Below are 25421 nucleotides of genomic sequence, written 5' to 3'. Positions count from 1 at the left end.
GGTTTAACTCCACCCCCACAATAGCGGGCTCTTAAATTTCGGTTTACAACTGTCGTAAGTATCGTGCATTGCATCAAACAGCGCTTTATTAGTGACCTGTTCACAGCTCTGACTGCATGCGATCACCAAAGCCTTATGACAAATTTGATTGATCAATCTAGGGAAACCTTTACTTGCTCGCCAGACCGCTTTTTTTTGACTCAGTGAGAGTAAGCTCTCTTGACCACCGGATTTCTCTAAACGGCTATTGATATACGCCACGGTTTCATCAAGAGTCAACCCTCTGAGTTCAGCACTAAAAGTGATACGCTGGCGCAATTGTCTTAAATGATATTGCGCTAAACGCTCATCCAGCTCAGGTTGACCAAACAGGACGATTTGCAGCAGCTTGGCTTGCTCCGTTTCAAGGTTGCCAAACAATCGCAACACCTCTAGCGCGTCATCACTCAGAGCCTGCGCTTCATCCACCAGCACCACAACTTGGCGATCAAGTTTTGCCAGTTCAATCAAACGTCGCTGAATGTCTTCAACAATCGAGCTGGCATCAAAATGTTCTATGCCTAATTCTTTGGCAACCGCCACTCTCAATTGGTCACCATCGAGAGCGGGATTAGGCAAAAACACCAGCTGAATATTAGGTTTGAAATGTTTTGCCATGACACGACAAATCATTGTTTTTCCTGTCCCAACCTCTCCGGTCACTTTGATCAACCCTTCCCCCATTTCTAAAGCAGCATTCACCGTTTGAATCGCTTCATAGTGGGGAGCTAACCCCAGAAACAGTTCAGTATCTGGGGTCAAATGAAAAGGAAGCGCCTCAAGTCCAAAATGGTCGAGATACATGGTTATTGTTGCTCTTCAGGGAACCACTCTTGCAGAAGATCACGAGATCGTTCTAGCTCTTTCTGCCAAGTGTTCACACCAACCACCGAAGGTTTCAGCAAGATCACCAATTCCGTTTTCTGAGTCAATTGGCTGGTATTGCGGAACAGATGACCAAGTGCTGGCACATCACCAAGGAAAGGCACTTTTGAAACTTGGTCGATGGTGTTGGACTTCATCAGTCCGCCGATAACTACCACGTCACCGTCTTGGGCACGAATCACAGAGTCCGATTCACGGATAGAGCTGCGAGCAAGTGGTAAGGTGATACTGGTGTTACCGTAACCAATTTCTTTTACTTGCTCATCAACTTCAATCACCGCTGGGTGGACGTGCAGCAACACATTACCTTGGTCATCGATTTGAGGGGTAACATCCAGTGAAATACCCGAGAAGAATGGGGTTAATTCGACTTCAGGTGAAGGCTCAGAGTTATCACCGCTGCCAACGACACTAGAAAGATCCGTCACGTAGTACTCATCAGTACCGACTTTGATGACCGCTTTTTGATTGTTTGAAGCCGTTACACGCGGGCTAGAAAGGACATTAAGATCGCCTTGGGTGGCCATAAAGCTCAATACAGCTTCAAAGCTACCATCAGAAATCGTCACATTGGTTTGCCCACCTAATAAACTACCAATAGGATCTAAACCTGCAAGTCCAGCTGTCGCCGCATCGCCAAGTCGATTAATGACAACATCACCATTACCAAACGACATGTTCGACCAGTTAATACCTTGTTGGTAACCGTCACTCAGTGTCACCTCTAGAATTTTGGCTTCTAAGATCACCTGACGATGCATACGTTGCTGAGAGATGCCTAAGAACTCACGAACTTGGCGAATCTCATCTGGGTAGGCACGAACTGTAATCACACTCGCTTGAGGCGTCACGACCACACTCTGGCCTTTGCCTGAGCCAATCAACTGCGCGACTGCGACTTCTAACTGAGGCCAGAAATCACTTTCATTGGTGGTTTCAATCTCAGTACCACCTTTGGCGCTGCCGCTAGAGCTTGATGATGAGTTAGATGAAGAATTAGAAGACGATGATGATGATGACGAGCTTGATGAATCGCTGTCACTGTTTGTAATCGTTCCTGTCGAAATAGAAGTTAACGAGCGGCCTACGCGCTTAAATTGAAGGTAATCAACAGGAATGGTGACAGTACGAAGGCCAGCAGGATAAACCTGAATCACATTACCGGTTTTAGCAATTTCATAGCCATACATATCTTGTACAACCGATAACACTTCATCGAGAGACACATCCGTTAAGTTTGCGGTAATGGAACCACTCACTTGTGGGTGAATCGCCACGCTGAACTGTGTGCCTTTTACTAAGCTTGCAAAAAAGGCTTTTGCATCAACCTTGTTTGCTTGAACTCGAAACCTTTTGACCGTTTGTGGCGAGCCAAGATCATCGCCACCTAGCTCTGGCATAAGGTCAGCTTCTACTGAAGCAGGTAACGTTTCTAAACTGCGACTGTTATTTTCATTGATCGCTTGGTTGAGCGCACTTTTGGCTTCAACAGGATCTCGATGCCCCATTGAACAACCAGCTAACAATGATGTTACCGTAATTGCTATAGCGAGTTTACGCATATATTCCACTGACCTTACTGTTTTACATCTAATTTAAAAAGTTCCAGTTTCCACTGCTTACCACTGCGGGATAAGGTGACAAATTCTGGATCAATCTTATTGACTCGATAACCACTGACACTCTCTCCAGGTAGGACGACCTGACCACTGAGAATAGCGCGACAGTCCTTTTGCTCGTTGCAGACGATACTCTGTAGAGAGGGCAAGGGCCTTTTCACTGCTTTCGGTTTAGTTATCACTTGCTTTGGTTTTTCCCAGCCCAAAGGTGCTGTGGGATCTTGAGATGCCCAAACGTTCGTTACTGCAACGACCAACAACGCCATCAGCCATGTTTTAGCCACCGATAAACTCCTGTCTCGTTCCAAGGGTATACACTTCAAGCACTAGACGCGCCGCTGGATACTCTTCAACTGAATATTGAAAAGTGCGCCAATAGTACTTCACGGGCAAACTTTCCAATGCTTCTAAATAACTCACGATAGAAAAGTAATTCCCCGTCATCTCAAGCCTAACAGGATGAACATAGTAACTTGATGCAGACTGATTAGCGCTGTGACTAATGATAGGCTCTGCTGCCATCGACTCTAAAGAAACCAAATGTAGCCCTTTTGAACCCGCTAGAACCTCTTCCAATAGTTGCGCCATCTCGCTTGGAGCAATCAAGTTCTCAACAATTTCTGCTAGCTGCTGCGAAAGCGCCTGACTTTCTGTCATCAGACGTTTGTATTCTAAGTTTAGGTCTTGGTCAGGATCTTTCTGCAGTTTGGCGGTCATCACTAGGATGTCTGCTTCCAAACGCTGAGCATTACTCTTTGAACTTTGCACTTGCTTTTCAAGCACTTGATTGCTCTTCATCACAGGCTCTACGACAAGGGTAAACAAGCCCAAAGCAAGAGTGACAAAACCACAAAGAGTAATGAGCCATTTCTCGCGAGGGCTCATTTGTGTGAATTTGTCGCTCCACTGCTGCCAATAGCGCTGCATCACTTCTTCTCCCGCTTTGTTTTCAGCTCAAACACAATAATATCTTGCTCGTTACGGCCAATCTTTAGCTTTTCGAAAGTACGACCGACTAAATTCAGTTCATGTTTAAACTGGTTTACCCAATTTGGAATCGCCTTCGCTTCTCTCGCTAACCCTTGTAAATCTAGGCGTGTAGCGTCTATATGAATAGAACTCAATGAAATATCGTTTCGGCCTAATTCGGCTAGCGAGCGCATAATGCCTGAATAGCCCAGTTGCTGTGACTCATCAAACTCACCGACCGCGTCAAGAGAATTGGTTTTTGCTTCAATCTCCAATTTCAATCGTGCTACCGCAGCCACTTTCGCCGCTGTTGGCTTATGTTCTTTTAATCGTTCATTCAAGCTCGCGACCTGCTGCCTGAACTCTGACTCTTGAGAGCGAACCAATTGAAGATCTTCAGTAAGCTGGCTCTTTTGATAGTGTAAGTAGCCAGCAGAAAGCAATAGAGTCACAGCGACCACTGCCCAACCCGCCACGACATTCTGTAATGAAAAGTGATTTTTTTTAGGCTTAATATCGGCAGGAAATAGGTTGACTTGCGCCTCACCCATCACGCCCAGTACAGCAGCCAAAACGTGGCCCGACTCTTGATTTGACTCTGTTAAAGCAGAAACTTTGACGCTCAGCCTTTCACTTAAAGCTTGGGCAATCTCTTGCTGGTCTTCTTCATCACAGCAGACCTGCATTTGATGTAAAGACGTGCCTCTTAACTGAGATGAGAGATAGTCAACCGAACGTTGTAGCTCGAGTGCAATGCCATCAAGCTGTAAAACACTCGCAGCAACGCCTGTCAGTGGCGGTGTCACACCACGAATGGTTCGCTGAAATGCACATTGAGAGTTAACAAATGCACTGACTTTAAATTGACCTCGCTTACTGCGTTGGAGAAGTAAGAAATTAGCCAGCTCACCTGCGCTATGCCCCCAGACTTCATCCTCGACAAGCACCTGATTCAACTCGATATTGATCTTCTGAAGCGCGCTATAGAGCTCCTTAATTAACGCACGTTGAACGACATAGACTTGACGTTTATTGCCCATAGGCAAGGCGATTGAATCCGCGACGATATCGGTAACGCGTTCGGCAATCAGATCTTTCAATAAGAAAGGCAACGCACTAGACAGCTCTTCGTCAGGAAGGTTGGGCTGCTCAATCTGGTACGTTTGATATAAGTTGGAATGCAGCACGATGTTCAGGGAGAGATCCGTTACGTTATTCTCTCGCAATACTTTTATCAGCGCTTCTTGCCAGGAGACATTGTCGAATGTCACATGCTGTGGAAGCTCTGTTCCACTCGTTGCTGAGAAAAACAACGCACTAGGCTGCACGACAACCCCTAGAGAGGCCGCCGTCTGCTTATTAGTTTTGAACTTTCCGATCAGTGATTGAATATTCATTAAATTTCTATGTTTTCCGCCAGCGATTACGTCGACCAACTTGAATTTTACTCGTCATTGGCGCGACACTCTGCTTACTACTTGGCTTAGGTAACAATTGTTGCTCCTCGGCCAAATAACGCCCTTGAATGCCGTGTACACCGAGTTCAAGGATCGTTCTATATTCTTGTTTATTATCGACCCCGACAGCAATAACTCGAGTCGTCAGCCCTGCACACGCCCCCAGCAAACTGCGCACAAACAGCTGGTTCTCATGACGCTGTTCAATTTTTTTCACTAAGCTGCGATGCAGTTTAAGGAAGCTAACAGGCAGTTCTTTCAAATAGTGCGTACTAACGATCGAGCGTCCTGCCTGGCCAATGGCTACTTGACAGCCTACGCCTGCTATCATTTTGATCACAGGGCGCATGTAATCTAAATGCTGAACCACTTTTGCTTCAGTAAACTCAAAGATAAGTTTACTGCGTAGCTCCGAAGAAACTTGCAATAACTCATCTCTAAACCATTTGAAATAGTCTCGATCAGCGAAAGGTATCACATGCAGGTTAATAGAGTAACTCTCTGATTCATCAGAATCTTTTAAATAGTTAACAATTGCGGTAACTGCAGCCTTATCCAGCACGCTTTCATAACCAACTGATTCAATGGCTGAATTAAATCTCGATGCTTTTATCACGCCCTTTTCTGGATCGTTGATACGTGCAAACAATTCTAAATGGTCCACCTGCTTATCTTGCTTACTGTCTAGCAAGTAACAAGGCTGACTAAAGACATAAAGCATGTCTGGTTTAAGAGCGATATCAAATAGAGTACGCCAACGTACGCTGCCTCGTTCCTCAATCTGAGAAACATGTTTCTGGAAGCGGCTCCAAGTGTTATTGCGTTGCAGCTGAGCACTTTTCAACGCCGTTTCCGCCTCATCAATAATACGAGTCGGACTTTCCCCTTCACGGTACATGCTGACACCAATATGGACCCAGTCGTCTAATGACAAAGGCTGTGGTGGCTGTAACTTAGCTAATTGCTTTAAGCACTGCACGGCAATGTTCGCTATTTCTTTACTTGAAAGGTTCGGAGCAAAGATGGCAAAGTCAGACTGATAGTATCGAGACAGAATCACCTCTGGGAAACGTTGAATAACATTATTCAGCCCTTCACCCACTTCGACAATAAAGTCATTGGCAACCTGCTTACCCAACTCTTCTTCGATGTCCTGCCAATCATCCACTCTCAATAACAAGACACCACCATGAGAGCCATGCTCAGATAATGCTGATTCTAGCTTACTATCAAACAACACGCGGTTAGCGGTACCGGTCAATTGATCAAGGAAAGTTTGAGTCCGAATAAAGGTGTCGAAGCGGCTGCGCTCTTGCCTCGCATCCTGCAACTCTTCAATCAAGCGGTCGAGGGCTTCACTGGCTGTATACGGCCATTCTTTAAGATCGCCTTTGGCATACTCTTCCACTCGCCCTGCGAGAATCATTCGCCCTCGCTCTTCAAGCAGCTCAGAGCCGTATAGTTGCTCTTTCAACCATTTAAGGCCACGCATCAAGCAAAACACAATCAGACCAACGGCTAACGTAATTGACCAAAGGGCTTGCATTGAGTAGCCATAGCCAATATACGGCGGTACGGCTTTAAACCTAAGGCTGTAACCGTCATTTCGCTCCAGTTGGAACTCAATGTTATACAGTAGCGATGGGTCTATTTTTGAAGACGTGTCTTTGAAACGGTATATCACACCATAAGTGGAGAGCAGTTCCATCTCGACAATGTTCGAGGCTTGGAGCATTTTCGGCATCCAACGCTGCAATGAATACGCAGCATCTGGATCTTCCATTTCTTTATCAACAACTTCCACTATGCCTTTCAATGAGTGGTCAAGGTACTCTTGCCCCAATCGTTTAAAAGAGAGTGTCCCACCTAAAAACAGGATAAACATCGCACTAATGACAATCATAGTCACAAACGCAACGAGTCGAGTGCTCAGCTTTAAGGTAGGTGTGTACCTCATAAGTGAAAGTCCTTTTTCTTTACAGGTAACACATTTATCAGAATGGTAACCCATAAGTGTTAATTTTGCTATTAATTCGATTAAATAAGCAGCATATAAATACCACCGCTGTAAGCACCATTTTCTATAAATAATAGAGTAAGCCCATACATCCTTCGCTGTCAGCCGCTTTATCTACTATATAAAAAAGCCGCGATATACGCGGCTTTTTTTCAATAACAGATACTTAGAATGGGATATCGTCATCAAAATCCATCGGTGGCTCATTGTACTGAGGTTGAGCCTGCTGTGGTTGTGATTGAGGTTGCTGCTGCTGTTGCTGCTGAGCAGGTTGATGCTGCATTGGTTGCTGAGGCTGTCCCCAACCACCTTGTTGAGGTTGAGACTGGCCCATACCTTGACTAGGAGCGCCACCTTGAGCACGACCACCCAACATTTGCATCACACCATTAAAGCCTTGAACAACCACTTCTGTCGTGTAACGGTCTTGGCCACTTTGATCTTGCCATTTGCGAGTCTGAAGTTGGCCTTCAACATAAACTTGTGAGCCTTTACGTAGGTACTCACCAGCCACTTCCGCAAGTTTGCCAAATAGCGCAACACGGTGCCATTCCGTTTTTTCACGTTGCTCACCCGTGGCCTTATCACGCCAAGATTCAGACGTTGCGATGGTGATATTTGCCACAGCTCCGCCGCTTGGCATGTAACGTATTTCTGGGTCAGAACCCAGGTTTCCGACTAAGATTACTTTGTTTACTCCACGGCTAGCCATGTTTCGCTCCGTCCAAAATTAGGTGTTGATAGAATAAATAGCGCAATAGGATAACACGCTTTACGTTTGGTACAAATCCTACTACCAACAATGTCCTGTTCTCTCAACTAACAATATTATACAAAATGTGTTTTTAGAAGCCGTTCAAATAATGGCTCATCTGAGTAATTCATTAGTTACCATTTGCCATGAATTTAAACGCAAACTCCTAACCGCAATTCGCACTCGCCGCACTCTTGCTTCACTCTGATAAAAAACAAAACACGTTCGTAGGCGAGGAAATTATGGCTAAAAATCAATACACCAGAACCATTTACTTTTTGTGTGACGATGTTAATGCTCACTACCCCATCGTTGATCAACTAGAGAAACAGATCGATTTACCGATTCCACGTATCGTGACTGATGACCTCATGTTGGCGCTACAACAACACAAACACCGAATCTTAATGATTGATCATCAAGACTACTTAAAGATCAAAAGTCAGATTCGAGATTTGCCTCTGGCCGATAAAGCTTTCGAAACCATCATCATTAATCTTACTCACCGATTAACGACAGACGAACTGCTTTCATTTGGTCACTTGAAAGGGCTTTTCTATCAAGAAGATGACATCGAAGTTCTGGCTAAAGGATGTGAAGCGATTATTAATGGTGAGAATTGGCTCCCAAGGAAAGTGGTTGCTCAACTTCTTTTTCATTATCGAAATGTTGTTGATACACACACAGCACCGGCTACCGTTGATCTAACGACTCGCGAGTTACAAATTTTACGCTGCCTTATGCACGGGTCTTCCAATACTCAAATTGCTGAAGATATGTTCATCAGTGAGTTCACCGTAAAATCACATCTGCAAAAAGTCTTTAAGAAACTGTGTGTTAAAAATCGTGTGCAAGCGGCCGCATGGGCGAAGCAACACATGAGACCTTTGTCTTAACTATTTAACAGAGCGCTAATTTTTGTTTTTCGTGTTGGCGTATTCATTATCTATTCATACGAATCATGATATTGTTGCGCCAATTCGGATTAATATAAAAAGTTAAAGGGTTTTTATCATGATCAAAAAGTGCCTCTTTCCAGCCGCTGGTTACGGTACTCGTTTCCTTCCTGCCACCAAGTCAATGCCAAAAGAAATGATGCCAGTGGTGAACAAACCACTGATTGAGTACGGTGTAGAAGAAGCCATTCAAGCAGGCATGGATGGTATGTGCATCGTTACAGGTCGTGGCAAGCACTCCATCATGGACCACTTTGATAAGAACTACGAACTAGAACACCAGATCAACGGTACAAACAAAGAAGCGCTATTGGTTGATATTCGTGACATCATCGAGTCAGCGAACTTCACTTATATTCGTCAACGTGAGATGAAAGGCTTAGGCCACGCTATTTTAACAGGCAAAGAGTTAGTCGGTGACGAACCTTTTGCTGTAGTCCTAGCTGATGACCTTTGTGTCAACGAACAGGAAGGTGTGCTAGCGCAAATGGTCACCTTGTTCAAACAGTTCCGCTGTTCCATTGTTGCGGTTCAAGAAGTACCAGAAGATGAAACACACAAGTACGGTGTGATTTCTGGTGAAATGATCAAGGACGATATCTTCCGCGTTGATGACATGGTTGAGAAACCAGAACCTGGCACAGCACCAAGCAACCTAGCTATCATTGGCCGTTACATTCTGACTCCAGATATTTTTGAGCTGATTGAAAATACCGAGCCAGGCAAAGGCGGTGAGATTCAAATCACTGATGCACTACTTAAGCAGGCAAAAGCGGGCTGTGTATTAGCATACAAATTTAAAGGCCAACGTTTCGACTGTGGTAGCGTAGAAGGTTACATCGAAGCAACCAACTACTGCTTTGAAAACTTGTACCTAAAAGACACCAAAACGTCAGAATTAGGCAAGCAGAAGACCACTAAAGAAGACGTATAACCACGGACTTCTTTCAAAGATAAAGGCGACTACAATAGTTGCCTTTACTGTTTTTTTATCCAGTATTTTCTTTGCACATTTCTCACACTATGTAATACTTAGCCCACTTATTTTTGCATAGAGTGATGATAATGGATCAAATTGAAGTCCGCGGTGCCCGTACCCATAACCTGAAGAATATTAATGTAACCATTCCTCGCGATAAACTTACCGTCATTACAGGTTTATCTGGTTCAGGTAAATCTTCGCTCGCATTTGATACTTTATATGCAGAAGGCCAACGCCGTTACGTTGAATCCTTATCCGCTTATGCACGTCAGTTTTTATCTTTGATGGAAAAGCCGGATGTTGACCATATTGAAGGTCTATCACCCGCAATTTCCATCGAGCAAAAATCCACCTCTCATAACCCTCGTTCTACCGTTGGCACCATAACCGAAGTTTATGATTATCTTCGTCTGCTTTATGCTCGTGTCGGTGAGCCTCGCTGTCCAGATCATCACACTCCTCTCGCTGCGCAAACTGTCTCTCAAATGGTCGACAAAGTATTAGAGTTACCTGAAGGCTCTAAAATGATGTTACTTGCGCCGATTGTTAAAGAGCGCAAAGGTGAGCATGTTAAGACGCTAGAGAACCTGGCTGCACAAGGCTTTATTCGTGCTCGTATCGATGGCGAAACCTGCGATCTTTCCGATCCTCCAACACTAGAGCTACATAAGAAGCATACGATTGAAGTCGTTGTCGATCGTTTCAAGGTACGCAATGACTTACAACAACGTTTAGCAGAATCATTTGAAACCACGCTAGAGCTCTCTGGTGGCATTGCCGTTGTAGCGCCCATGGAAGGAGATGGAGAAGAGATCATCTTCTCAGCCAACTTTGCCTGCCCTAAATGTGGCTACAGCATGCAAGAACTTGAACCTAGATTGTTCTCGTTTAACAACCCTGCGGGTGCCTGCGGTACCTGTGATGGTTTGGGTGTCCAGCAATACTTTGATCCTGATCGAGTGATCGTCGATGATTCACTCAGCCTAGCCGAAGGTGCCATTCGCGGTTGGGATCAGAAAAACTATTACTATTTCCAAATGCTGACTTCTTTAGCCAATCACTATGGTTTCGATCTCACGGCACCATTCAACTCACTACCGAAGAAAACCCGTGACATCATCCTTAAAGGATCAGGACGCACTGAAATAGAGTTTAATTACATCAACGATCGTGGTGATATTCGCGTAAAACGTCATCCGTTTGAGGGGATCCTGAATACCTTAGAGCGCCGCTATCGTGATACCGAATCTAGCTCAGTACGAGAAGACCTTGCCAAATACATCTCTACCAAAACCTGTTCAAGCTGTGATGGCAGTCGCCTACGTTTAGAAGCACGAAATGTGTTTATTGGCGAAACGACCCTACCTGAAATTGTTGAGCTCAGTATTGCAGATGCTCTGGCTTTTTTTGCATCGCTTCACCTTGAAGGGCAGCGTGCTCAAATCGCCGAGAAAGTCATGAAAGAGATCAATGACCGACTGCAATTCTTAGTCAATGTTGGCCTTAACTATCTCAACCTATCACGCAGCGCTGAAACGCTGTCCGGTGGTGAAGCACAACGTATTCGTTTAGCGAGCCAAATTGGTGCCGGCCTCGTTGGTGTTATGTATGTACTGGATGAACCTTCGATTGGTCTACATCAACGCGACAACGAACGCTTGCTTAAAACCCTAACGCACCTTCGTGACTTAGGTAATACGGTTCTGGTTGTTGAGCATGATGAAGATGCCATTCGCATGGCTGATCACGTGATAGATATTGGTCCTGGTGCGGGTGTACACGGCGGCAATGTTGTAGCTGAAGGGACTATGGCCGACATCGTTACTAACCCGAATTCACTCACCGGTCAGTACCTCAGTGGTAAAAAGGAAATTGCCATCCCTAAAGAGCGCACTAAACGGGACAAGAAAAAAGTTGTCGAACTGGTTGGCGCGACAGGCAATAACCTAAAAGATGTCACTCTAGAGATCCCTGTCGGTCTATTTAGCTGTATTACGGGCGTGTCTGGCTCTGGCAAATCAACCCTGATCAATGACACCTTCTTCAAGATTGCTCATACACAGCTTAATGGCGCAACTACGGCTACACCGGCACCTTACAAGAAGATCAAAGGACTTGAGCATTTCGATAAAGTCATCGACATTGATCAAAGCCCAATTGGCCGTACTCCTCGTTCCAACCCTGCCACTTATACGGGGATCTTTACGCCAATTCGAGAACTCTTTGCAGGAACCCAAGAGGCCCGCTCCCGAGGTTACAAACCGGGACGTTTTAGCTTCAATGTTCGAGGCGGTCGTTGTGAAGCTTGTCAGGGTGATGGTGTTATCAAAGTCGAAATGCACTTTTTACCCGATGTTTATGTCCCTTGTGACGTATGTAAAGGCAAACGCTATAACCGAGAGACATTAGAAGTTCGCTACAAAGGAAAGACGATTGATGAAGCCTTGGAGATGACCGTAGAAGATGCTCGTGCTTTCTTCGACCCTGTTCCAGTCATTGCGCGTAAATTGCAGACCTTAATTGATGTCGGACTGTCTTACATTCGCTTGGGCCAGGCGGCGACAACGCTATCCGGCGGTGAAGCGCAACGTGTTAAACTGGCAAGAGAACTCTCTAAACGCGATACCGGAAAAACACTCTACATTCTGGATGAACCTACCACGGGTTTGCACTTCCATGATATTCAGCAGCTTTTAACTGTTCTGCACCGACTGCGCGACCATGGTAATACGGTCGTTGTTATCGAGCACAACCTGGATGTGATTAAAACGGCAGACTGGATTATCGACTTAGGCCCGGAAGGCGGCCAAGGTGGCGGTGAAATCATTGCAACAGGCACACCAGAAGATGTGGCGCAAGTCGAAGGGTCACACACCGCAAGGTTCCTTAAGCCTATGTTAAAATAGCGATTAATTGTAAGATAAGTAGACCAGTGGATCCCCCTCTGGTCTATTTTGTTTAAAGGTATGGTAATTTATGGCGACTACTCACGTAGCAGGGACGGAACTCGAGATCAAAGCCCCTAAGATCCCTTTGATTAAGCCATTTCTTATTTCTTTCGGCATTGTTTATTTGCTCGCTATGCACTTTTTTATGCCGAACCCTGGCGGCTCAGGCCTTGCGCTCTCTTTTAACCCGACAACATGGCTCGTGCTCAGCTTTTCGATTGCGATCGGTTTATATCAATTCGGCACCCAAGGACAACTCAAATACAACAAACTCACCATTGCGCTGTTTCTAAGCTGCGTCATGCTCAGTGCACCCTTGTTGTATAGCAATGCTGCTCCAACCCTATCCTCAGGTAAAATCATAGGCCTTTGGACTGGTTTCTTACTCTTTGTGGTCTTACAGCAATTTCGATTCAGCAATAAACAAAAACAACGCCTGCTGTGGTTTATTACCTTAGGCGTATTGATTGAAGCGCTCTTTGGCTGGGTTCAATTCTTTGTTTTAGAACCAGGAAATCTGTTTGGTTACAATACCATTGCCAACCGACCTTACGGCATTTTCCAACAACCAAATGTCATGGCAAGTTTTCTCGCAACTGGCTTAGCGCTGTCAGGCTACCTTCTCACTCGACACCCTAAAAAGTATCAGCGCAAAGTCAGTGAAGTTGCACTGTTGTACTTAATGCCAATCGTAACCATTCCCCTACTTGTCGTACTCGCTTCACGTACGGGTTGGTTGGCCGCCCTTATTTCAGTCGCTTTACTTATGCCCTACCTCTATAAGTTTGCGACGAAAAAACGCTTTTGGGGCTGGACTCTAGCTATTATTGTCGGCTTGAGTATTGGAGCAATAACTACGATCAACACTGGAGAAGAAGCTAACCTTGTAGCAAAAAAGGCTCACTTCGAAGGAGCAAGGAAATATATATTTCCTCAAACTTTCGACATGTTGATAGAGAAGCCATTTACTGGCTATGGTTACGGCCGATTTGAACCAGAGTACATTGTCTATACCGCTCGCCAACATCAGTTGAATCCAGACTATCAACCAGGTCTCGCAGCGATGGATCACCCCCACAATGAACTGCTCTACTGGGGGGTAGAAGGCGGTATTGTACCCATTTTAGGCATCGTTTTAGCAGCAAGTATGGTGCTGGTTCGCATCGCACAAACGGCAAAAGGTACTCGCTTAGCCTTATTCGCTCTTTTTGTGCCAATCGTCCTGCATAGCCAATTGGAATACCCGTTTTACCACTCTGCCATTCACTGGATAACGTTTGTGGTTCTGCTCTATTGGGTCGACCAAAGAGCCAATTCCGGCCGTGTTGTGTCATTAAGCGTTGTTTCACAAACATTGCTACGCGTAATGAGTTTAGTCATCCCAATTATCGTTAGCGTGTATATGCTCAGCACACTACACACAAACTATGTCCTGACTCAATTTGAACGTTCAAATCCTAAAAACCCAGATTTACTTGAACAAGTGAGTAACCCTGTGGTTTGGAAAGATCGCTATGATTGGGATATTTTCAGTACTTATCTCAACATTGGTTTGTACAAGCAAGACGCCCAATTTATTCAGCCTTATGTCGATTGGTCTTTGGACATCATCAAAGACAAGCCTCGTCCTGCTTTCTATAACAACCTAATTCTGGCTTATCAGGGATTAGGGGAAACGGAAAAAGCAGAGCAGATTCGTCAAGAAGCTCAATTCCTCTTTCCCAAGAGAGATTTCTCGGACGTTCACTACATTCCGCCAAATGTCGATGCATTAAAAGCGGATAGCGAGAAAGAGTCGATGCCCGAGGAATAAAAACAATAAAGGCGACCCTAGGTCGCCTTTATTGTTACTGGATAATGACTCACTTCGCTAGAGACTCTTCAAGTGCTCGCAGACACACAGCGACATTCTCCGCGCGAGCCCCGTAGCCCATTAAACCAATACGCCACGCTTTGCCTGCCAACGCCCCTAAACCGGCACCAATTTCCAGGTTGTAGGTATTCAATAGGTGGCTGCGTACAGCCGCATCATCGACGCCTTCTGGAATGTAGATAGCATTGAGCTGAGGTAATCGAGACTGCTCTTCGACCACAAACTCAAAGCCAAGTTTTTCTAGCCCTTGCTTAAGATTCTCATGCATATCACGATGACGCTGCCACGCATTCTCAAGCCCTTCATTTTTCAGGATAAGTAGTGACTCATGCAGAGCATATAAGCTATTCACTGGCGCGGTATGGTGGTAGCTGCGCTTGCCCTCGCCGCTCCAATAACCAAGCACTAAGCTTTGATCCAAAAACCAGCTTTGAACCGGTGTCGTTCGAGCTTGGATCTTTTCTATCGCCGCAGAAGAAAATGTCACTGGAGACAAGCCAGGAACACAAGACAAACACTTCTGACTGCCTGAGTACACCGCATCCAATTGCCATTCATCAACTTTAAGGGGCACACCACCCAATGACGTTACGGCGTCGACAATGGTTAATACGCCATATTGCTTAGCGAGTTTGCCTAATGCTTCGGCATCACTACAGGCACCGGTTGACGTTTCTGCGTGAACGAAAGCGAGAATCTTAGTATCAGGGTTGGCTTTTAATGCTTGTTCAACTTTATCGAGAGAAACCGGCGCTCCCCATTCATCATCCACAACTTCAGCAATACCGCCTGCACGTACCACGTTTTCACGCATGCGCTCACCAAACACACCATTGCGGCAAACAATCACTTTTTCACCTGGTTCAACAAGGTTCACAAAACAGGTCTCCATCCCTGCACTGCCCGGCGCTGAAACGGCAATCGTAAATTCATTTTCGGTTTGGAAGGCGTACTTAAGTAGCGACTTTAGCTCATCCATCATTGCAACAAACAGAGGGTCTAAGTGGCCAACAGTAGGGCGACTCAGCGCTTGCAATACTTGAGGTGAAATGTCCGATGGCCCCGGGCCCATTAGAATACGGTGTGGGGGAATGAAACTTTGAATCGTCATTGGCAGCTCCTTTTTAATCATTTTTGTTCTATTTATTTCTTATTACTCCACATTAATCGAAATAAGAGTGCTCAGCAATTAGCCCAAAGTCTTGAGGTCAAACCAGTGTCACAAGTTTGTTAATTTATAAACAATATAAAGTTACAAATTACCGTTGACATACGTCACATAAAAACGTTCAATGCAAAGTGTGTGGTGAATATTTATCCCACATAGCAAATTATTTTGCAGAAGAGGAGCACTGCCCAGGTAGATGTATTGTGGATCCGCAAATCCGAAACAATATATTAAGGGGGAGCAGTGCCGAGGTAGATACGGGTTGCAGGCTTGAATCTATCGGTTGCTAGGGCTGAATCCCTGCAACTGTCATCGGCACAGACTGATGATGAGCTTCTGAGGTATACCATTCGAATAATCACCTCTATCTCGCTCTACTCTCTGCATTAAAACAAACATTGGATGTTGGTATCGCTACCAAATTATATTTTAGGAAGTCGTGGGAGAAACGCTGTGAGCAGTTTTAATGTCGCTAAGTTTGGTGGAACAAGTGTTGCTAATTTTGAAGCAATGAGCCGCTGTGCTGCAATTATAGAAAATAGTCCAAATACAAAACTCGTCGTGAGCAGCGCCTGTTCAGGGGTCACAAACCTACTTGTTGAGCTCGCTAATGGTGTTCAAGACCAAACCCGGCGCAATGAAGTCCTAAATCAACTGGCTGATATTCACCAAGCTGTTCTCAACAATCTTGAAGATGCCACTCAAGCAGCGAGCGAAGTGTCAGCCATTCTTGATACCGTGACGCGCTTAGCTGAAGCAGCTTCCATTCAGTCCAGTCATAAATTGACCGATCACCTTGTTGCTTGTGGTGAGTTAATGTCGACTCACCTACTGACTCAACTTATGAAAGATCGCGGCATTAATGCCGTTCGCTTTGATATCCGAGATGTACTGCGCACAGACAGTAACTTTGGCAAGGCGGAGCCTGAACTAGACACTATCCGCCAGCTATCGCAACAAAATCTAGTACCACTTTGCCAAGATTTCGTCGTTGTGACACAAGGCTTTATCGGCTCTGACGCAGAAGGGAATACCACCACGCTTGGTCGGGGTGGCAGTGATTACAGTGCGGCGTTGATTGCAGAGTCAGTCGAAGCATCAGGCCTAGAGATTTGGACTGACGTTCCGGGTATATACACCACAGATCCACGCATCGCACCAAAAGCATCTCCGATTTCAGAAATCAGCTTCAGTGAAGCGTCAGAAATGGCTAACTTCGGCGCAAAAATCCTTCATCCTTCCACACTGGTGCCAGCACTTCGACACGACATTCCTGTCTTTGTCGGTTCATCTAAAGAGCCGGAGAAAGGCGGAACGTGGATTCGCCATCAGGTAGAAAGCTCACCTCTTTTCCGTGCACTTGCCCTACGTTGCAATCAAACGATGGTGACTCTACGCAGTGCAAAAATGTTCCATGCGTACGGCTTCTTAGCTAAGGTATTTGAAGTCCTTGCTAAGCACAAAGTGTCTGTTGATTTGATTACAACCTCAGAGATCAGTGTTTCTCTGACTCTGGATCAGACTGACACATCCGGCGGCGCACCTCAGCTTCCAGAAGCAGCTCGTCTTGAACTTGAGGAGCTATGTACGGTAGAAGTCGAACACAACCTCTGTTTAGTTGCTCTTATCGGTAACAACATGAGTGAGAGCAAAGGCTACGCTAAACAGGTCTTTGGTACTCTAGAAGACTTCAACCTACGTATGATTTGTTATGGAGCAAGCCCTCATAACCTGTGTTTCCTTGTTCATGAATCTGTTTCTAAACAAGCGATTCAGAAGCTGCATACGGAATTGTTTGAAGGCTAAGAAACAAAAAAGGTTGATGCGAAAACATCAACCTTTTCTTTTACTGTCATTCTATGGAATGACCAATGGTATGCGAAAGCGGAAGTTTTAGCTCTTACTCACCAGCAACCTTCATTGATTCAAGCAAGATAGAACCCGTTTGGATTTGTGAACGGGTTTCAACATCACTGCCCACCGCAACAATCTGGTTGAACATATCTTTAAGATTACTTGCGATAGTGATCTCAGACACGGGGTATTGGATCTCACCATTTTCTACCCAGAAACCCGCTGCACCGCGTGAGTAGTCACCAGTTACAATGTTCACACCCTGCCCCATGGTTTCCGTCACCAGCAGACCCGTGCCAAGCTCTTTCAGCATTTGCTCAAAGTTCTGACCGGTCGATTTTACGAACCAGTTGTGGATACCACCCGCATGGCCTGTTGGTGTCATCTCCATCTTGCGTGCTGCATAACTTGTCAGTAGATACGTTGCAAGAGCACCATCGGTGATGATCTCACGGTCTTGGGTAAACACACCTTCACTATCAAACGGGCTTGACGCCAAACCACGCAGAATATGTGGACGCTCAGAAACATTAAACCACTCAGGTAAAATTTGTTTACCTAGATGGTCCAATAGGAACGACGATTTACGGTATAGGTTGCCACCACTGATCGCCATCACTAAGTGGCCAAGCAAACCAGTTGCAACATCAGCAGCAAACATTACTGGGTACTTACCTGTTTTAAGCTTCTGTGCATCCAAACGACTCACGGTTTTTTCTGCTGCTTTCTGGCCCACAATTTCAGGCGTCCACAGCTCATCTTTATGACGAGCAACCGTGTAGCTGTAATCACGCTCCATCTCGCCATTGGCACCCTGGCCAATGACACAGCAGCTAGTGCTATGACGGCTAGAAGCGTAACTCGCCAATAAACCATGGCTGTTACCGTACACTTTTAATCCGTAATGGCTGTCGTAGCTCGCGCCATCACTTTGTTTAATTTGATCGCTGTAAGAAAGCGCTTGTTGCTCTGCGGCAATGGCAACTTGAGCCGCATAGTCTGGATCAGGCGTATCCGGATGGAAAAGGTCAAGATCCGGAATCTCTTGGACCATCAACTCTTTTGGAGCCGGACCCGCATACGGATCTTCAGACGTGTATTGAGCAATATCAAGAGCAGCGAGAACCGTTTGCTGAATCGCCTTTTCACTCAAGTCTGATGTAGAGGCACTGCCCTTACGTTGGTTACGGTAAACCGTGATACCCAACGCTCCATCACTATTAAATTCAACGTTTTCAACTTCGCACATACGAGTCGAAACACTTAAGCCTGTGCTTTTACTGATAGCGACTTCTGCAGCGTCAGATTTCTCTGCAGCCATCTCTAATGCTTTGGCTACTGCGGCTTCTAACTCAACTCGTTGTTGAGCCACTTGCTCTCTTACGTCCATATTTGCTTATTTCTTAAGATCAATTGCCTTTAGAATAACAAGAATTTCGCTTTCTCCCCACGATTCTTGTTAAAATAGAGAAATAGATGTTCAAATAAGGCAGAAAGATGGCACGTAAGAATCAAAAAGCGCCATGGGAAGAAGAAGAGGAAATCATCTGGGTTAGTAAAACCGAGTTGAAGCGTGACATGGAAGAGCTACAAAAGCTGGGCGAAGAGCTAGCTGCATTGAAGCCGTCTGTTCTAGAAAAATTCCCATTGAGCGAAGACCTCGCTGAAGCAATTAAAGACGCACAACGTTTTAAGAACGAAGCGCGCCGCCGTCAGCTTCAGTATATTGGCAAGCTGATGCGTTTCGAAGAAACCGAACCGCTGCAGGCTGCGCTAGACAAAGTGCGTAACAAGCACTCTCAAGCAACTGCTGAACTGCATAAGCTAGAGCAACTTCGCGATCGAATCGTAGAAGAAGGTGACAGTGCGATTGCCGATGCTGTAGAGCAATTCCCAAATGCTGACCGTCAGCGTTTACGCCAGCTTGCTCGCCAAGCTGCCAAAGAGAAAAAAGCCGGTAAACCGGCGAAAGCGTTTCGTGAAATCTTCCAAGTGCTAAAAGCGCTTAACGAAGAAGAATCTTAACCTTCTAAAGCACTTTCGCTTAAAGTTAAAAGAGGGCTGACGCCAAACGTCAGCCCTCTTTTATTTTCAATCAATTGGCTAGTCATCCTCAAGAGTAAAAGATGAGTGAGTTGGGGTTCTCTTCCAGCAAGTCGATAGCTTTATAAGATTCCCGACTCCTTCCTTCGTCAGTCTAGGGAATGACCTGACTCGTGACGCACCCTTTGCTTAGTTCATTCCCCGGCCCGGACAAATTCACGTAATGTCGGGTTAGAGTGACCTGAAGACAGCTGCTCAATCTCTTCTGCCACTTCCACACGCCCATTGGCGACAAAGATAAAATCCGAACTTATCGCCTTAGCGTCACTGATATGGTGCGTGACCATCAGTACAGTAATGTTGCGCTCTTTGGCCAAGTTTTCCACCAAACTCAACATCTCTTCACGCAGAATGGGATCTAATGCTGAGAATGGCTCATCAAGCAACCACACTGGGTGTGGCTGAACAAAACAACGAGCCAGTGCTACTCTTTGCCTCTGACCGCCCGAAAGCTGCTCTGGGAGCCTCTCCAAATACTCAAAAACCCCAACTTGCTGTGCGGCTTGTTCAACCGACTTAGATTGCTCAGCCGTCAATTTCAAACCTGGGTGTAACCCCAAGCCAATATTCTGTCGTACCGTTAAATGAGCAAATAAGTTGTGCTCTTGAAACAACATTGCAAAGGGGCGTTGATATGGTTCTAAACCTACCAACTCCTGATCATCAGCAGTAATAGAACCTTTCTCCGGCTCAATAAACCCCGCGACCAAAGCAAGTAAGGTCGATTTACCCGCACCGCTTGGCCCCATAAGCGCAACAATTGAGCCTTGCTTCACTTCGACATCAAAGTGGAACAGTTCATTGTGGTAGTAATAATCCACGTTACTCAGCGTCAGCATAACTCACCTTTTTATTCACGTTGAACAACCGTTCTATTAGCGTAAAACAGCCAACACTTAACAGCAGCAAGGTGACCGAAACCACCGCTGCGGCTTCCATCTGGTAGCTACCAAGTAACTGAAATAGATAGAGCGGTAAAGTGCGAAACTCTTGGCTACCAAACAGCGCCACCGCACTTAAATCGCCAATGGCGAACATAAAACTAATGGCAAAGGCATGAGCCAATGGTTTCTTCAACGCCTTCCATTCCACCATCTTAAAACGTTGCCAGCCTTTCATTCCTAAACTTGCACAGACATATTGGTACTGTTGTTCAATGTGCAGCATCGGCTGTGAGAGCGTTTTTATCACATAAGGCAGCCCCATCAATGCGTTCACTGCGACAACCACAAAAAAGGCTAAGCTGAACACATCGGTAAATGATCGTAATAGCAAGAACAACCCAGTTGAAATCACTAAGCCTGGCGTAACAAGAATGATCGTACCAATCAATTCAATATGGTCCGCACGTTTGACTTGATGATTCAAACGCAAGCGTCGACTGGTCAGTAAAATAGCAATACCCGCCGTTAACGCTAGCAAACTGGCTAACGTGGCGACTTTGATTGATGCCCAAAAAGCGAGCCAAAATCGACCGTCGCTTAAGACATTGACCACTTCTTTGTTGAGGCCGCTCAGAATAACCATTAACAGAGGTGGCAGAACCAATAACATCGCACCACTAATCCACCCCCAATCCCAAAGCTTAGACAGCAACGTATCTTTAGATAAGTAGAAGAGCCTTGTTTGTGAGCCGTTACTCACGGCCATCGGCTTGGCTAAGCGCTGAATCGTCAACGCCATAATGCCGCACAGCATCATTTGCCAAATCGCTAGTAGCGCCCCAGCCTGCAAATCAAAATCAAACTTAATCGCCTGATAAATGGCCAATTCTATCGTGGTCGATTTCGGTCCGCCCCCTAACGCCATCACAGTTGCAAAACTGGTGAAACAGAGCATAAACACCAAGCCGCTGACATGAGGTAATTGCTGTCGAAGCCTTGGCCACTCTATCCAGCGAAACTTGTCCCAATGTCCCATTCCTAAGTGAGCACACAGCTTGTGTTGTTCTTGAGGAATAGAATCCAGAGCTTGAAGCAGCAATCGGGTCGCATAAGGCAGATTAAAGAACACATGCGCTAATAAGATGCCATTTAGACCGTATATAGAAAATGGCAATTTGCTATCAAACCACTCAAAAATGTTAGCGACTAAACCGCTATTTCCGTATATCGCCAACAAACCAAAAACACCCACCAGCACCGGTAGAACTAAGGTGGTCGCAAATAGTTTAAGTAGCAATTGTTTGCCCGGAAACTGACGGCGAGATAAAGCATGTGCGACAGGAATAGCGAGACCAACACTAAACAGTGTCGATAAAAATGATTGATAAAAGCTGAATTTGGTTACGTGACGGTAGTAAGGGTCGCCCCAGATTTGACCGATATTGAAAGTGTCGGCATTAAGCATCAGAGCCGATAACGCAGAAATAACAAAGGTCGCGATAAGTATCGCGACCCATAAGCCAATAAGAGGTGTTTTACGCAAAAGAGAGCCTTAGAAGGTTAGAGCACTTTGCCATTCACGAATCCAAGACTTGCGGTTTTCTGCCACTTCGTCAGCGCTAAAGCTTAACGCTTGGCTTGGTACGCTTAACGTTTCAAAGCCTTTTGGCAGTTCAACGCTTGTTACTGGGTACATCCAGTTGCCCGTTGGCATCGCTGATTGGAACTCATCGCTAAGGATAAAGCTCATGAACTCATCCGCTAGCTTTTCGTTTTTAGAGCCTTTTACTTTTGCAGCCACTTCAACTTGCGTGTAGTGACCCTCCGCGAAATCTGCAGCTGCGAACTTAGCATCATTCTCCGCAATCAAGTGGTAAGCCGGAGAAGTCGTGTAAGAAAGCACGAGGTCAGACTCGCCTTCCAAGAACATCGAGTAAGCTTCAGACCAACCTTTGGTTACTGTTACTGTCTTTTCTGACAATTGCTTCCATGCTTGGGTTGCGTCATCACCATAAACAGACTTCATCCACAGCATTAAACCTTGGCCCGGCGTTGATGTACGCGGATCTTGATAAATCACTTTAAGATCCTCACGCGATTCCACTAACTCTTTCAAACTTTTAGGTGGGTTAGCGAGCGTTTCTTTGTTGTAGACAAAGGCAAAGTAACCAAAGTCATACGGAACAAAGGTGCTGTCTTTCCAACCGTTTGGTAGCGTTACTTTCGACGTGTCGACATTGTGCTCTGCCAATAATCCGGTCTTTTTCGCTTCAGCCATGAGGTTGTTGTCTAAGCCAAGTACGATGTCAGCTTTACTGTTGTCACCTTCTAAACGTAGGCGGTTTAGAATGGATACACCGTCATCAAGCGCGACAAAGTTAATGTCACAACCACATTGTGCTTCAAACGCTTTCTCTACCGTTGGACCTGGGCCCCAGTCTGCGGCAAATGAGTCATAGGTATAAACAGTTAGGGTGTTGTCTGCTGCGAAAGCAGAAAATGAAGTTAGTGTCGCAGCCGCTAGAGTGCTGATGGTAAGTGTGCTTAGAGTGGTTTTCACTGCTCGCTCTCTCCTTGTATGAGCGGCACAGGTTTGAGGAAGGTATCGTGGCGATAAATCCAAACTCAATTCCTACGCCAGCATTATCTGGTTCAGGTCCACGGGTCCCGAAATATATTCGATCTCAGCATTAGCCAATATAACTTGGCTCAATAGCTCCCCGATGAGTAACACTCAAATTGTAATAGTTATGAGACTCAATAGCTAGAGTATGTTACCTAGCCGTTAACTGCGTTGGTCATAGCCCCAACGTGGAACAAGGCCTTGTTCTACACCGAGGTGATCTAAGATACGCGCTACCATAAAATCAACCAAATCTTCAATCGACTTAGGTTGATGATAGAAACCCGGTGCTGCTGGCATAATGGTTACGCCCATTTGTGACAGCTTATGCATGTTCTCAAGATGTAGGGTTGAGAATGGCGTTTCACGCACGACTAACAGCAACTGCCCGCGCTCTTTCATCACAACATCAGCGGCTCGTTCAATCAGGTTATCAGACATGCCGTGTGCAATTGCGGCAACACTGCCCGTTGAACATGGACACACCACCATCTGCTTAGGTGCTGCAGAGCCTGAGGCAACCGGAGAGAACCAATCATCTTTCCCACACACCACCAATTTCTCTGCGTCACACTTGAGGTGTTCAACTAACGCTTTGTGTGCGTTTTCAGGGTTAGCAGGCAGTTTTAGCCCATGCTCGGTCGCGAGAACAACTCGCGCAGCCGAAGAGATCAGTAAATAGACTTGATAGTCAGCAGCGAGTAGACACTCGAGTAAACGCAGACCATAAGGCGCACCGGATGCGCCAGTGAATGCCAGGGTGATGGATTTCGTTATTGTGCTCATTACTTATTGTTTCTCAGCGAGTTTATCTAGCAACTTGCCATGAATACCTTCAAAGCCGCCATTACTCATCACTAAGATATGGCTACCGCTTTGCGCTTGCTTGACAATGCTCTCCACCAGCTGATGAATATCACTCGATGTGTCCGCTGGCTGACCACATTGACTCGCAATGTCATCGACTGACCACTCAATATTGTCTGGTTGGTAGAGGAATACATGATCCGCTTGTTTTAGGGAAGCCGCTAGAGTGTCTTTATGCACACCACGTTTCATGGTTGCGCTGCGAGGTTCTAAAACCGCAATGATAGGATCATTACCGACCTTATTACGTAGACCACCTAAGGTAAGTTCAATCGCAGTTGGGTGATGTGCAAAATCGTCATAAACTGTGACGCCGTTCACGTCACCTTTTAATTCTAGACGACGTTTGGTGTTAATAAATTTACCAAGCGCTTCACATGCGAGATCCGGTGTTACGCCCACGTGTCGAGCCGCAGCAATGGCCATTAGTGCATTATCCACATTGTGGTCGCCCACTAAATCCCATTGTACGGAACCAACAAGCTCACCTTGGAAGAACACGTTGAACGTCGAACCATCTGCCTCTTGTTTTTGAGCTTTCCAATCGCCTTGCTCACCACTGAATTCGGTTTCACTCCAGCAACCGCGTTCGAGAACATCAGCAATCGAGCTATCTTGCTTAGGCGCTAAGATACGTCCGTTTCCTGGAACGGTGCGAACTAAGTGATGGAACTGACGTTTAATCGCTTCTAAATCATCAAAGATATCGGCATGATCAAACTCTAAGTTATTCATTACCAAGGTTCTTGGGTGGTAATGCACAAACTTAGAACGTTTGTCGAAAAAAGCACTGTCGTATTCATCCGCTTCAACGACAAAAAACATGCTTTCGCCCAAGCGTGCAGACACTCCGAAGTTACCTAACACACCACCTACCAAGAAACCCGGCTGATAGCCGCACTCTTCGAGGATCCAAGACAACATGCTTGAGGTAGTTGTTTTGCCATGTGTCCCTGACACAGCCAGAACCCAACGATCATGCAATAAAAACTCTTGTAACCACTGAGGACCAGAGGTGTAACGTAAATTGGTGTTTAGTACATGCTCGACACACGGATTACCACGACTCATGGCATTACCTATCACCACTAAGTCAGGTGCAGGATCTAACTGCGATGGGTCGAATCCCTCTATGATTTCAATACCTTGAGACTCCAATAGAGTACTCATTGGCGGATAGACGTTGGCATCACTTCCCGTCACTTTATGTCCTAACTGACGAGCTAACACCGCTGCACCACCCATGAATGTGCCGCAAATTCCCAAGATATGAATATGCATAAACTGACCTTGTTGTAGGCAAAAATAATGTTGTCATTATGGCGATAAAGCCATCAAAAGCGAACCATTTTAAGTCGACAATATTGATGTGGCCTCTCTAACTGCTCACTCTTGAAGCAGCGCTGCTTGATTCACTGAATAT

At 45.7% G+C, this 25421-nt stretch carries 20 protein-coding genes and 2 riboswitches; of the genes, 6 read left to right on the top strand and 14 right to left on the bottom strand.

The genetic code is table 11. The annotated features are described in order from the left end of the window. Positions 1-3 precede the first annotated feature (3 nt). The 7 genes from EJ063_RS16800 to EJ063_RS16770 form a co-directional block, all read right to left on the bottom strand. On the bottom strand, positions 4-843 hold the full coding sequence (locus EJ063_RS16800) for an ExeA family protein (RefSeq protein ID WP_126575490.1): 840 nt from the start codon (positions 841-843) through the stop codon (positions 4-6). 2 nt (positions 844-845) lie between these two features. Continuing rightward, positions 846-2486, bottom strand: coding sequence for a pilus (MSHA type) biogenesis protein MshL (gene mshL, locus EJ063_RS16795; RefSeq protein ID WP_126575489.1), 1641 nt, complete (start codon positions 2484-2486; stop codon positions 846-848). A 14-nt stretch (positions 2487-2500) separates the two neighbouring features. Next, positions 2501-2827, bottom strand: a complete 327-nt coding sequence (locus EJ063_RS16790) for an MSHA biogenesis protein MshK (RefSeq protein WP_439333292.1) — start codon at positions 2825-2827, stop codon at positions 2501-2503. Next, positions 2820-3470: a type II secretion system protein GspM gene (locus EJ063_RS16785; RefSeq protein ID WP_126575488.1), complete on the bottom strand. Its 651-nt coding sequence runs from the start codon at positions 3468-3470 to the stop codon at positions 2820-2822. Before EJ063_RS16785 ends, EJ063_RS16790 begins: the two co-directional genes overlap by 8 nt. Further along, on the bottom strand, positions 3470-4909 hold the full coding sequence (locus tag EJ063_RS16780) for an MSHA biogenesis protein MshI (protein WP_126575487.1): 1440 nt from the start codon (positions 4907-4909) through the stop codon (positions 3470-3472). Before EJ063_RS16780 ends, EJ063_RS16785 begins: the two co-directional genes overlap by 1 nt. Positions 4910-4916: 7 nt before the next feature. After that, positions 4917-6926, bottom strand: a complete 2010-nt coding sequence (gene csrD / locus EJ063_RS16775) for an RNase E specificity factor CsrD (RefSeq protein WP_126575486.1) — start codon at positions 6924-6926, stop codon at positions 4917-4919. A gap of 226 nt (positions 6927-7152) precedes the next feature. Further along, a complete protein-coding gene (locus EJ063_RS16770) occupies positions 7153-7698 on the bottom strand; it encodes a single-stranded DNA-binding protein (RefSeq protein WP_126575485.1) in 546 nt (181 codons plus the stop codon). Positions 7699-7982: 284 nt separating this feature from the next. On the opposite strand from EJ063_RS16770, the gene EJ063_RS16765 reads away from it, so the two are divergent. The 4 genes from EJ063_RS16765 (at position 7983) to EJ063_RS16750 (ending at position 14439) form a co-directional block, all read left to right on the top strand. Further along, the gene (locus tag EJ063_RS16765) at positions 7983-8636 is read left to right on the top strand and encodes a LuxR C-terminal-related transcriptional regulator (protein ID WP_126575484.1); all 654 of its coding nucleotides are present in this window, start codon (positions 7983-7985) and stop codon (positions 8634-8636) included. Positions 8637-8754: 118 nt separating this feature from the next. Beyond that, a complete protein-coding gene (gene galU / locus EJ063_RS16760) occupies positions 8755-9630 on the top strand; it encodes a UTP--glucose-1-phosphate uridylyltransferase GalU (protein ID WP_126575483.1) in 876 nt (291 codons plus the stop codon). Between the two features lie 131 nt (positions 9631-9761). Then, on the top strand, positions 9762-12584 hold the full coding sequence (gene uvrA / locus EJ063_RS16755) for an excinuclease ABC subunit UvrA (RefSeq protein ID WP_126575482.1): 2823 nt from the start codon (positions 9762-9764) through the stop codon (positions 12582-12584). A 70-nt stretch (positions 12585-12654) separates the two neighbouring features. Continuing rightward, positions 12655-14439 (top strand): PglL family O-oligosaccharyltransferase, encoded by a 1785-nt coding sequence (locus EJ063_RS16750; protein WP_126575481.1) that lies wholly within the window; start codon positions 12655-12657, stop codon positions 14437-14439. A gap of 49 nt (positions 14440-14488) precedes the next feature. On the opposite strand, the gene EJ063_RS16745 is transcribed toward EJ063_RS16750, so the two are convergent. Next, the gene (locus EJ063_RS16745; protein ID WP_126575480.1) at positions 14489-15610 is read right to left on the bottom strand and encodes a pyridoxal-phosphate-dependent aminotransferase family protein; all 1122 of its coding nucleotides are present in this window, start codon (positions 15608-15610) and stop codon (positions 14489-14491) included. Positions 15611-15833: 223 nt separating this feature from the next. Next, a riboswitch (Lysine riboswitch) is annotated at positions 15834-16011 on the top strand. A 109-nt stretch (positions 16012-16120) separates the two neighbouring features. Here EJ063_RS16745 and lysC point away from each other — a divergent pair. Further along, on the top strand, positions 16121-17473 hold the full coding sequence (lysC, locus tag EJ063_RS16740; RefSeq protein WP_126575479.1) for a lysine-sensitive aspartokinase 3: 1353 nt from the start codon (positions 16121-16123) through the stop codon (positions 17471-17473). A 94-nt stretch (positions 17474-17567) separates the two neighbouring features. On the opposite strand, the gene pmbA is transcribed toward lysC, so the two are convergent. Further along, positions 17568-18911 (bottom strand): metalloprotease PmbA, encoded by a 1344-nt coding sequence (gene pmbA, locus EJ063_RS16735; RefSeq protein WP_126575478.1) that lies wholly within the window; start codon positions 18909-18911, stop codon positions 17568-17570. Positions 18912-19018: 107 nt separating this feature from the next. Between pmbA and yjgA the strand changes: the two genes are divergently transcribed. Then, positions 19019-19546 carry a ribosome biogenesis factor YjgA gene (yjgA, locus tag EJ063_RS16730; protein WP_126575477.1) on the top strand — a complete coding sequence of 176 codons (528 nt, stop codon included), beginning with the start codon at positions 19019-19021 and terminating at the stop codon, positions 19544-19546. 212 nt (positions 19547-19758) lie between these two features. Here yjgA and thiQ read toward each other — a convergent pair whose 3' ends face one another. From thiQ to mpl, 5 genes are all read right to left on the bottom strand, one after another. Next, positions 19759-20463, bottom strand: a complete 705-nt coding sequence (gene thiQ / locus EJ063_RS16725) for a thiamine ABC transporter ATP-binding protein (RefSeq protein ID WP_126575476.1) — start codon at positions 20461-20463, stop codon at positions 19759-19761. Further along, the gene (thiP, locus tag EJ063_RS16720) at positions 20447-22051 is read right to left on the bottom strand and encodes a thiamine/thiamine pyrophosphate ABC transporter permease ThiP (protein WP_126575475.1); all 1605 of its coding nucleotides are present in this window, start codon (positions 22049-22051) and stop codon (positions 20447-20449) included. Before thiP ends, thiQ begins: the two co-directional genes overlap by 17 nt. A 9-nt stretch (positions 22052-22060) precedes the next feature. Further along, positions 22061-23068, bottom strand: a complete 1008-nt coding sequence (thiB, locus tag EJ063_RS16715; RefSeq protein ID WP_126575474.1) for a thiamine ABC transporter substrate binding subunit — start codon at positions 23066-23068, stop codon at positions 22061-22063. Positions 23069-23120: 52 nt separating this feature from the next. Further along, positions 23121-23241: riboswitch (TPP riboswitch) on the bottom strand. A gap of 52 nt (positions 23242-23293) precedes the next feature. Beyond that, positions 23294-23917: a flavin prenyltransferase UbiX gene (locus EJ063_RS16710; RefSeq protein WP_126575473.1), complete on the bottom strand. Its 624-nt coding sequence runs from the start codon at positions 23915-23917 to the stop codon at positions 23294-23296. A 3-nt stretch (positions 23918-23920) separates the two neighbouring features. Next, the gene (gene mpl, locus EJ063_RS16705; RefSeq protein ID WP_126575472.1) at positions 23921-25279 is read right to left on the bottom strand and encodes a UDP-N-acetylmuramate:L-alanyl-gamma-D-glutamyl-meso-diaminopimelate ligase; all 1359 of its coding nucleotides are present in this window, start codon (positions 25277-25279) and stop codon (positions 23921-23923) included. Positions 25280-25421 lie beyond the last annotated feature (142 nt).

It is taken from the genome of Vibrio aquaticus (assembly GCF_003970385.1).
In the GTDB taxonomy this organism is placed as follows: Bacteria; Pseudomonadota; Gammaproteobacteria; order Enterobacterales; family Vibrionaceae; genus Vibrio; species Vibrio aquaticus.
This window is presented reverse-complemented; position numbering and strand designations above follow the sequence as displayed.

Excerpts from the sequence above, each read along its gene's own strand:
- EJ063_RS16770 (WP_126575485.1), bottom strand. The coding sequence starts at position 7,698 with ATGGCTAGCCGTGGAGTAAACAAAGTAATCTTAGTCGGAAACCTGGGT.
- csrD (WP_126575486.1), bottom strand. The coding sequence starts at position 6,926 with ATGAGGTACACACCTACCTTAAAGCTGAGCACTCGACTCGTTGCGTTT.
- mshL (WP_126575489.1), bottom strand. The coding sequence starts at position 2,486 with ATGCGTAAACTCGCTATAGCAATTACGGTAACATCATTGTTAGCTGGT.
- galU (WP_126575483.1), top strand. The coding sequence starts at position 8,755 with ATGATCAAAAAGTGCCTCTTTCCAGCCGCTGGTTACGGTACTCGTTTC.
- EJ063_RS16745 (WP_126575480.1), bottom strand. The coding sequence starts at position 15,610 with ATGACGATTCAAAGTTTCATTCCCCCACACCGTATTCTAATGGGCCCG.
- uvrA (WP_126575482.1), top strand. The coding sequence starts at position 9,762 with ATGGATCAAATTGAAGTCCGCGGTGCCCGTACCCATAACCTGAAGAAT.
- pmbA (WP_126575478.1), bottom strand. The coding sequence starts at position 18,911 with ATGGACGTAAGAGAGCAAGTGGCTCAACAACGAGTTGAGTTAGAAGCC.
- EJ063_RS16785 (WP_126575488.1), bottom strand. The coding sequence starts at position 3,470 with ATGCAGCGCTATTGGCAGCAGTGGAGCGACAAATTCACACAAATGAGC.
- EJ063_RS16710 (WP_126575473.1), bottom strand. The coding sequence starts at position 23,917 with ATGAGCACAATAACGAAATCCATCACCCTGGCATTCACTGGCGCATCC.
- thiQ (WP_126575476.1), bottom strand. The coding sequence starts at position 20,463 with ATGCTGACGCTGAGTAACGTGGATTATTACTACCACAATGAACTGTTC.
- EJ063_RS16750 (WP_126575481.1), top strand. The coding sequence starts at position 12,655 with ATGGCGACTACTCACGTAGCAGGGACGGAACTCGAGATCAAAGCCCCT.
- yjgA (WP_126575477.1), top strand. The coding sequence starts at position 19,019 with ATGGCACGTAAGAATCAAAAAGCGCCATGGGAAGAAGAAGAGGAAATC.
- mpl (WP_126575472.1), bottom strand. The coding sequence starts at position 25,279 with ATGCATATTCATATCTTGGGAATTTGCGGCACATTCATGGGTGGTGCA.
- EJ063_RS16765 (WP_126575484.1), top strand. The coding sequence starts at position 7,983 with ATGGCTAAAAATCAATACACCAGAACCATTTACTTTTTGTGTGACGAT.
- EJ063_RS16800 (WP_126575490.1), bottom strand. The coding sequence starts at position 843 with ATGTATCTCGACCATTTTGGACTTGAGGCGCTTCCTTTTCATTTGACC.
- EJ063_RS16780 (WP_126575487.1), bottom strand. The coding sequence starts at position 4,909 with ATGAATATTCAATCACTGATCGGAAAGTTCAAAACTAATAAGCAGACG.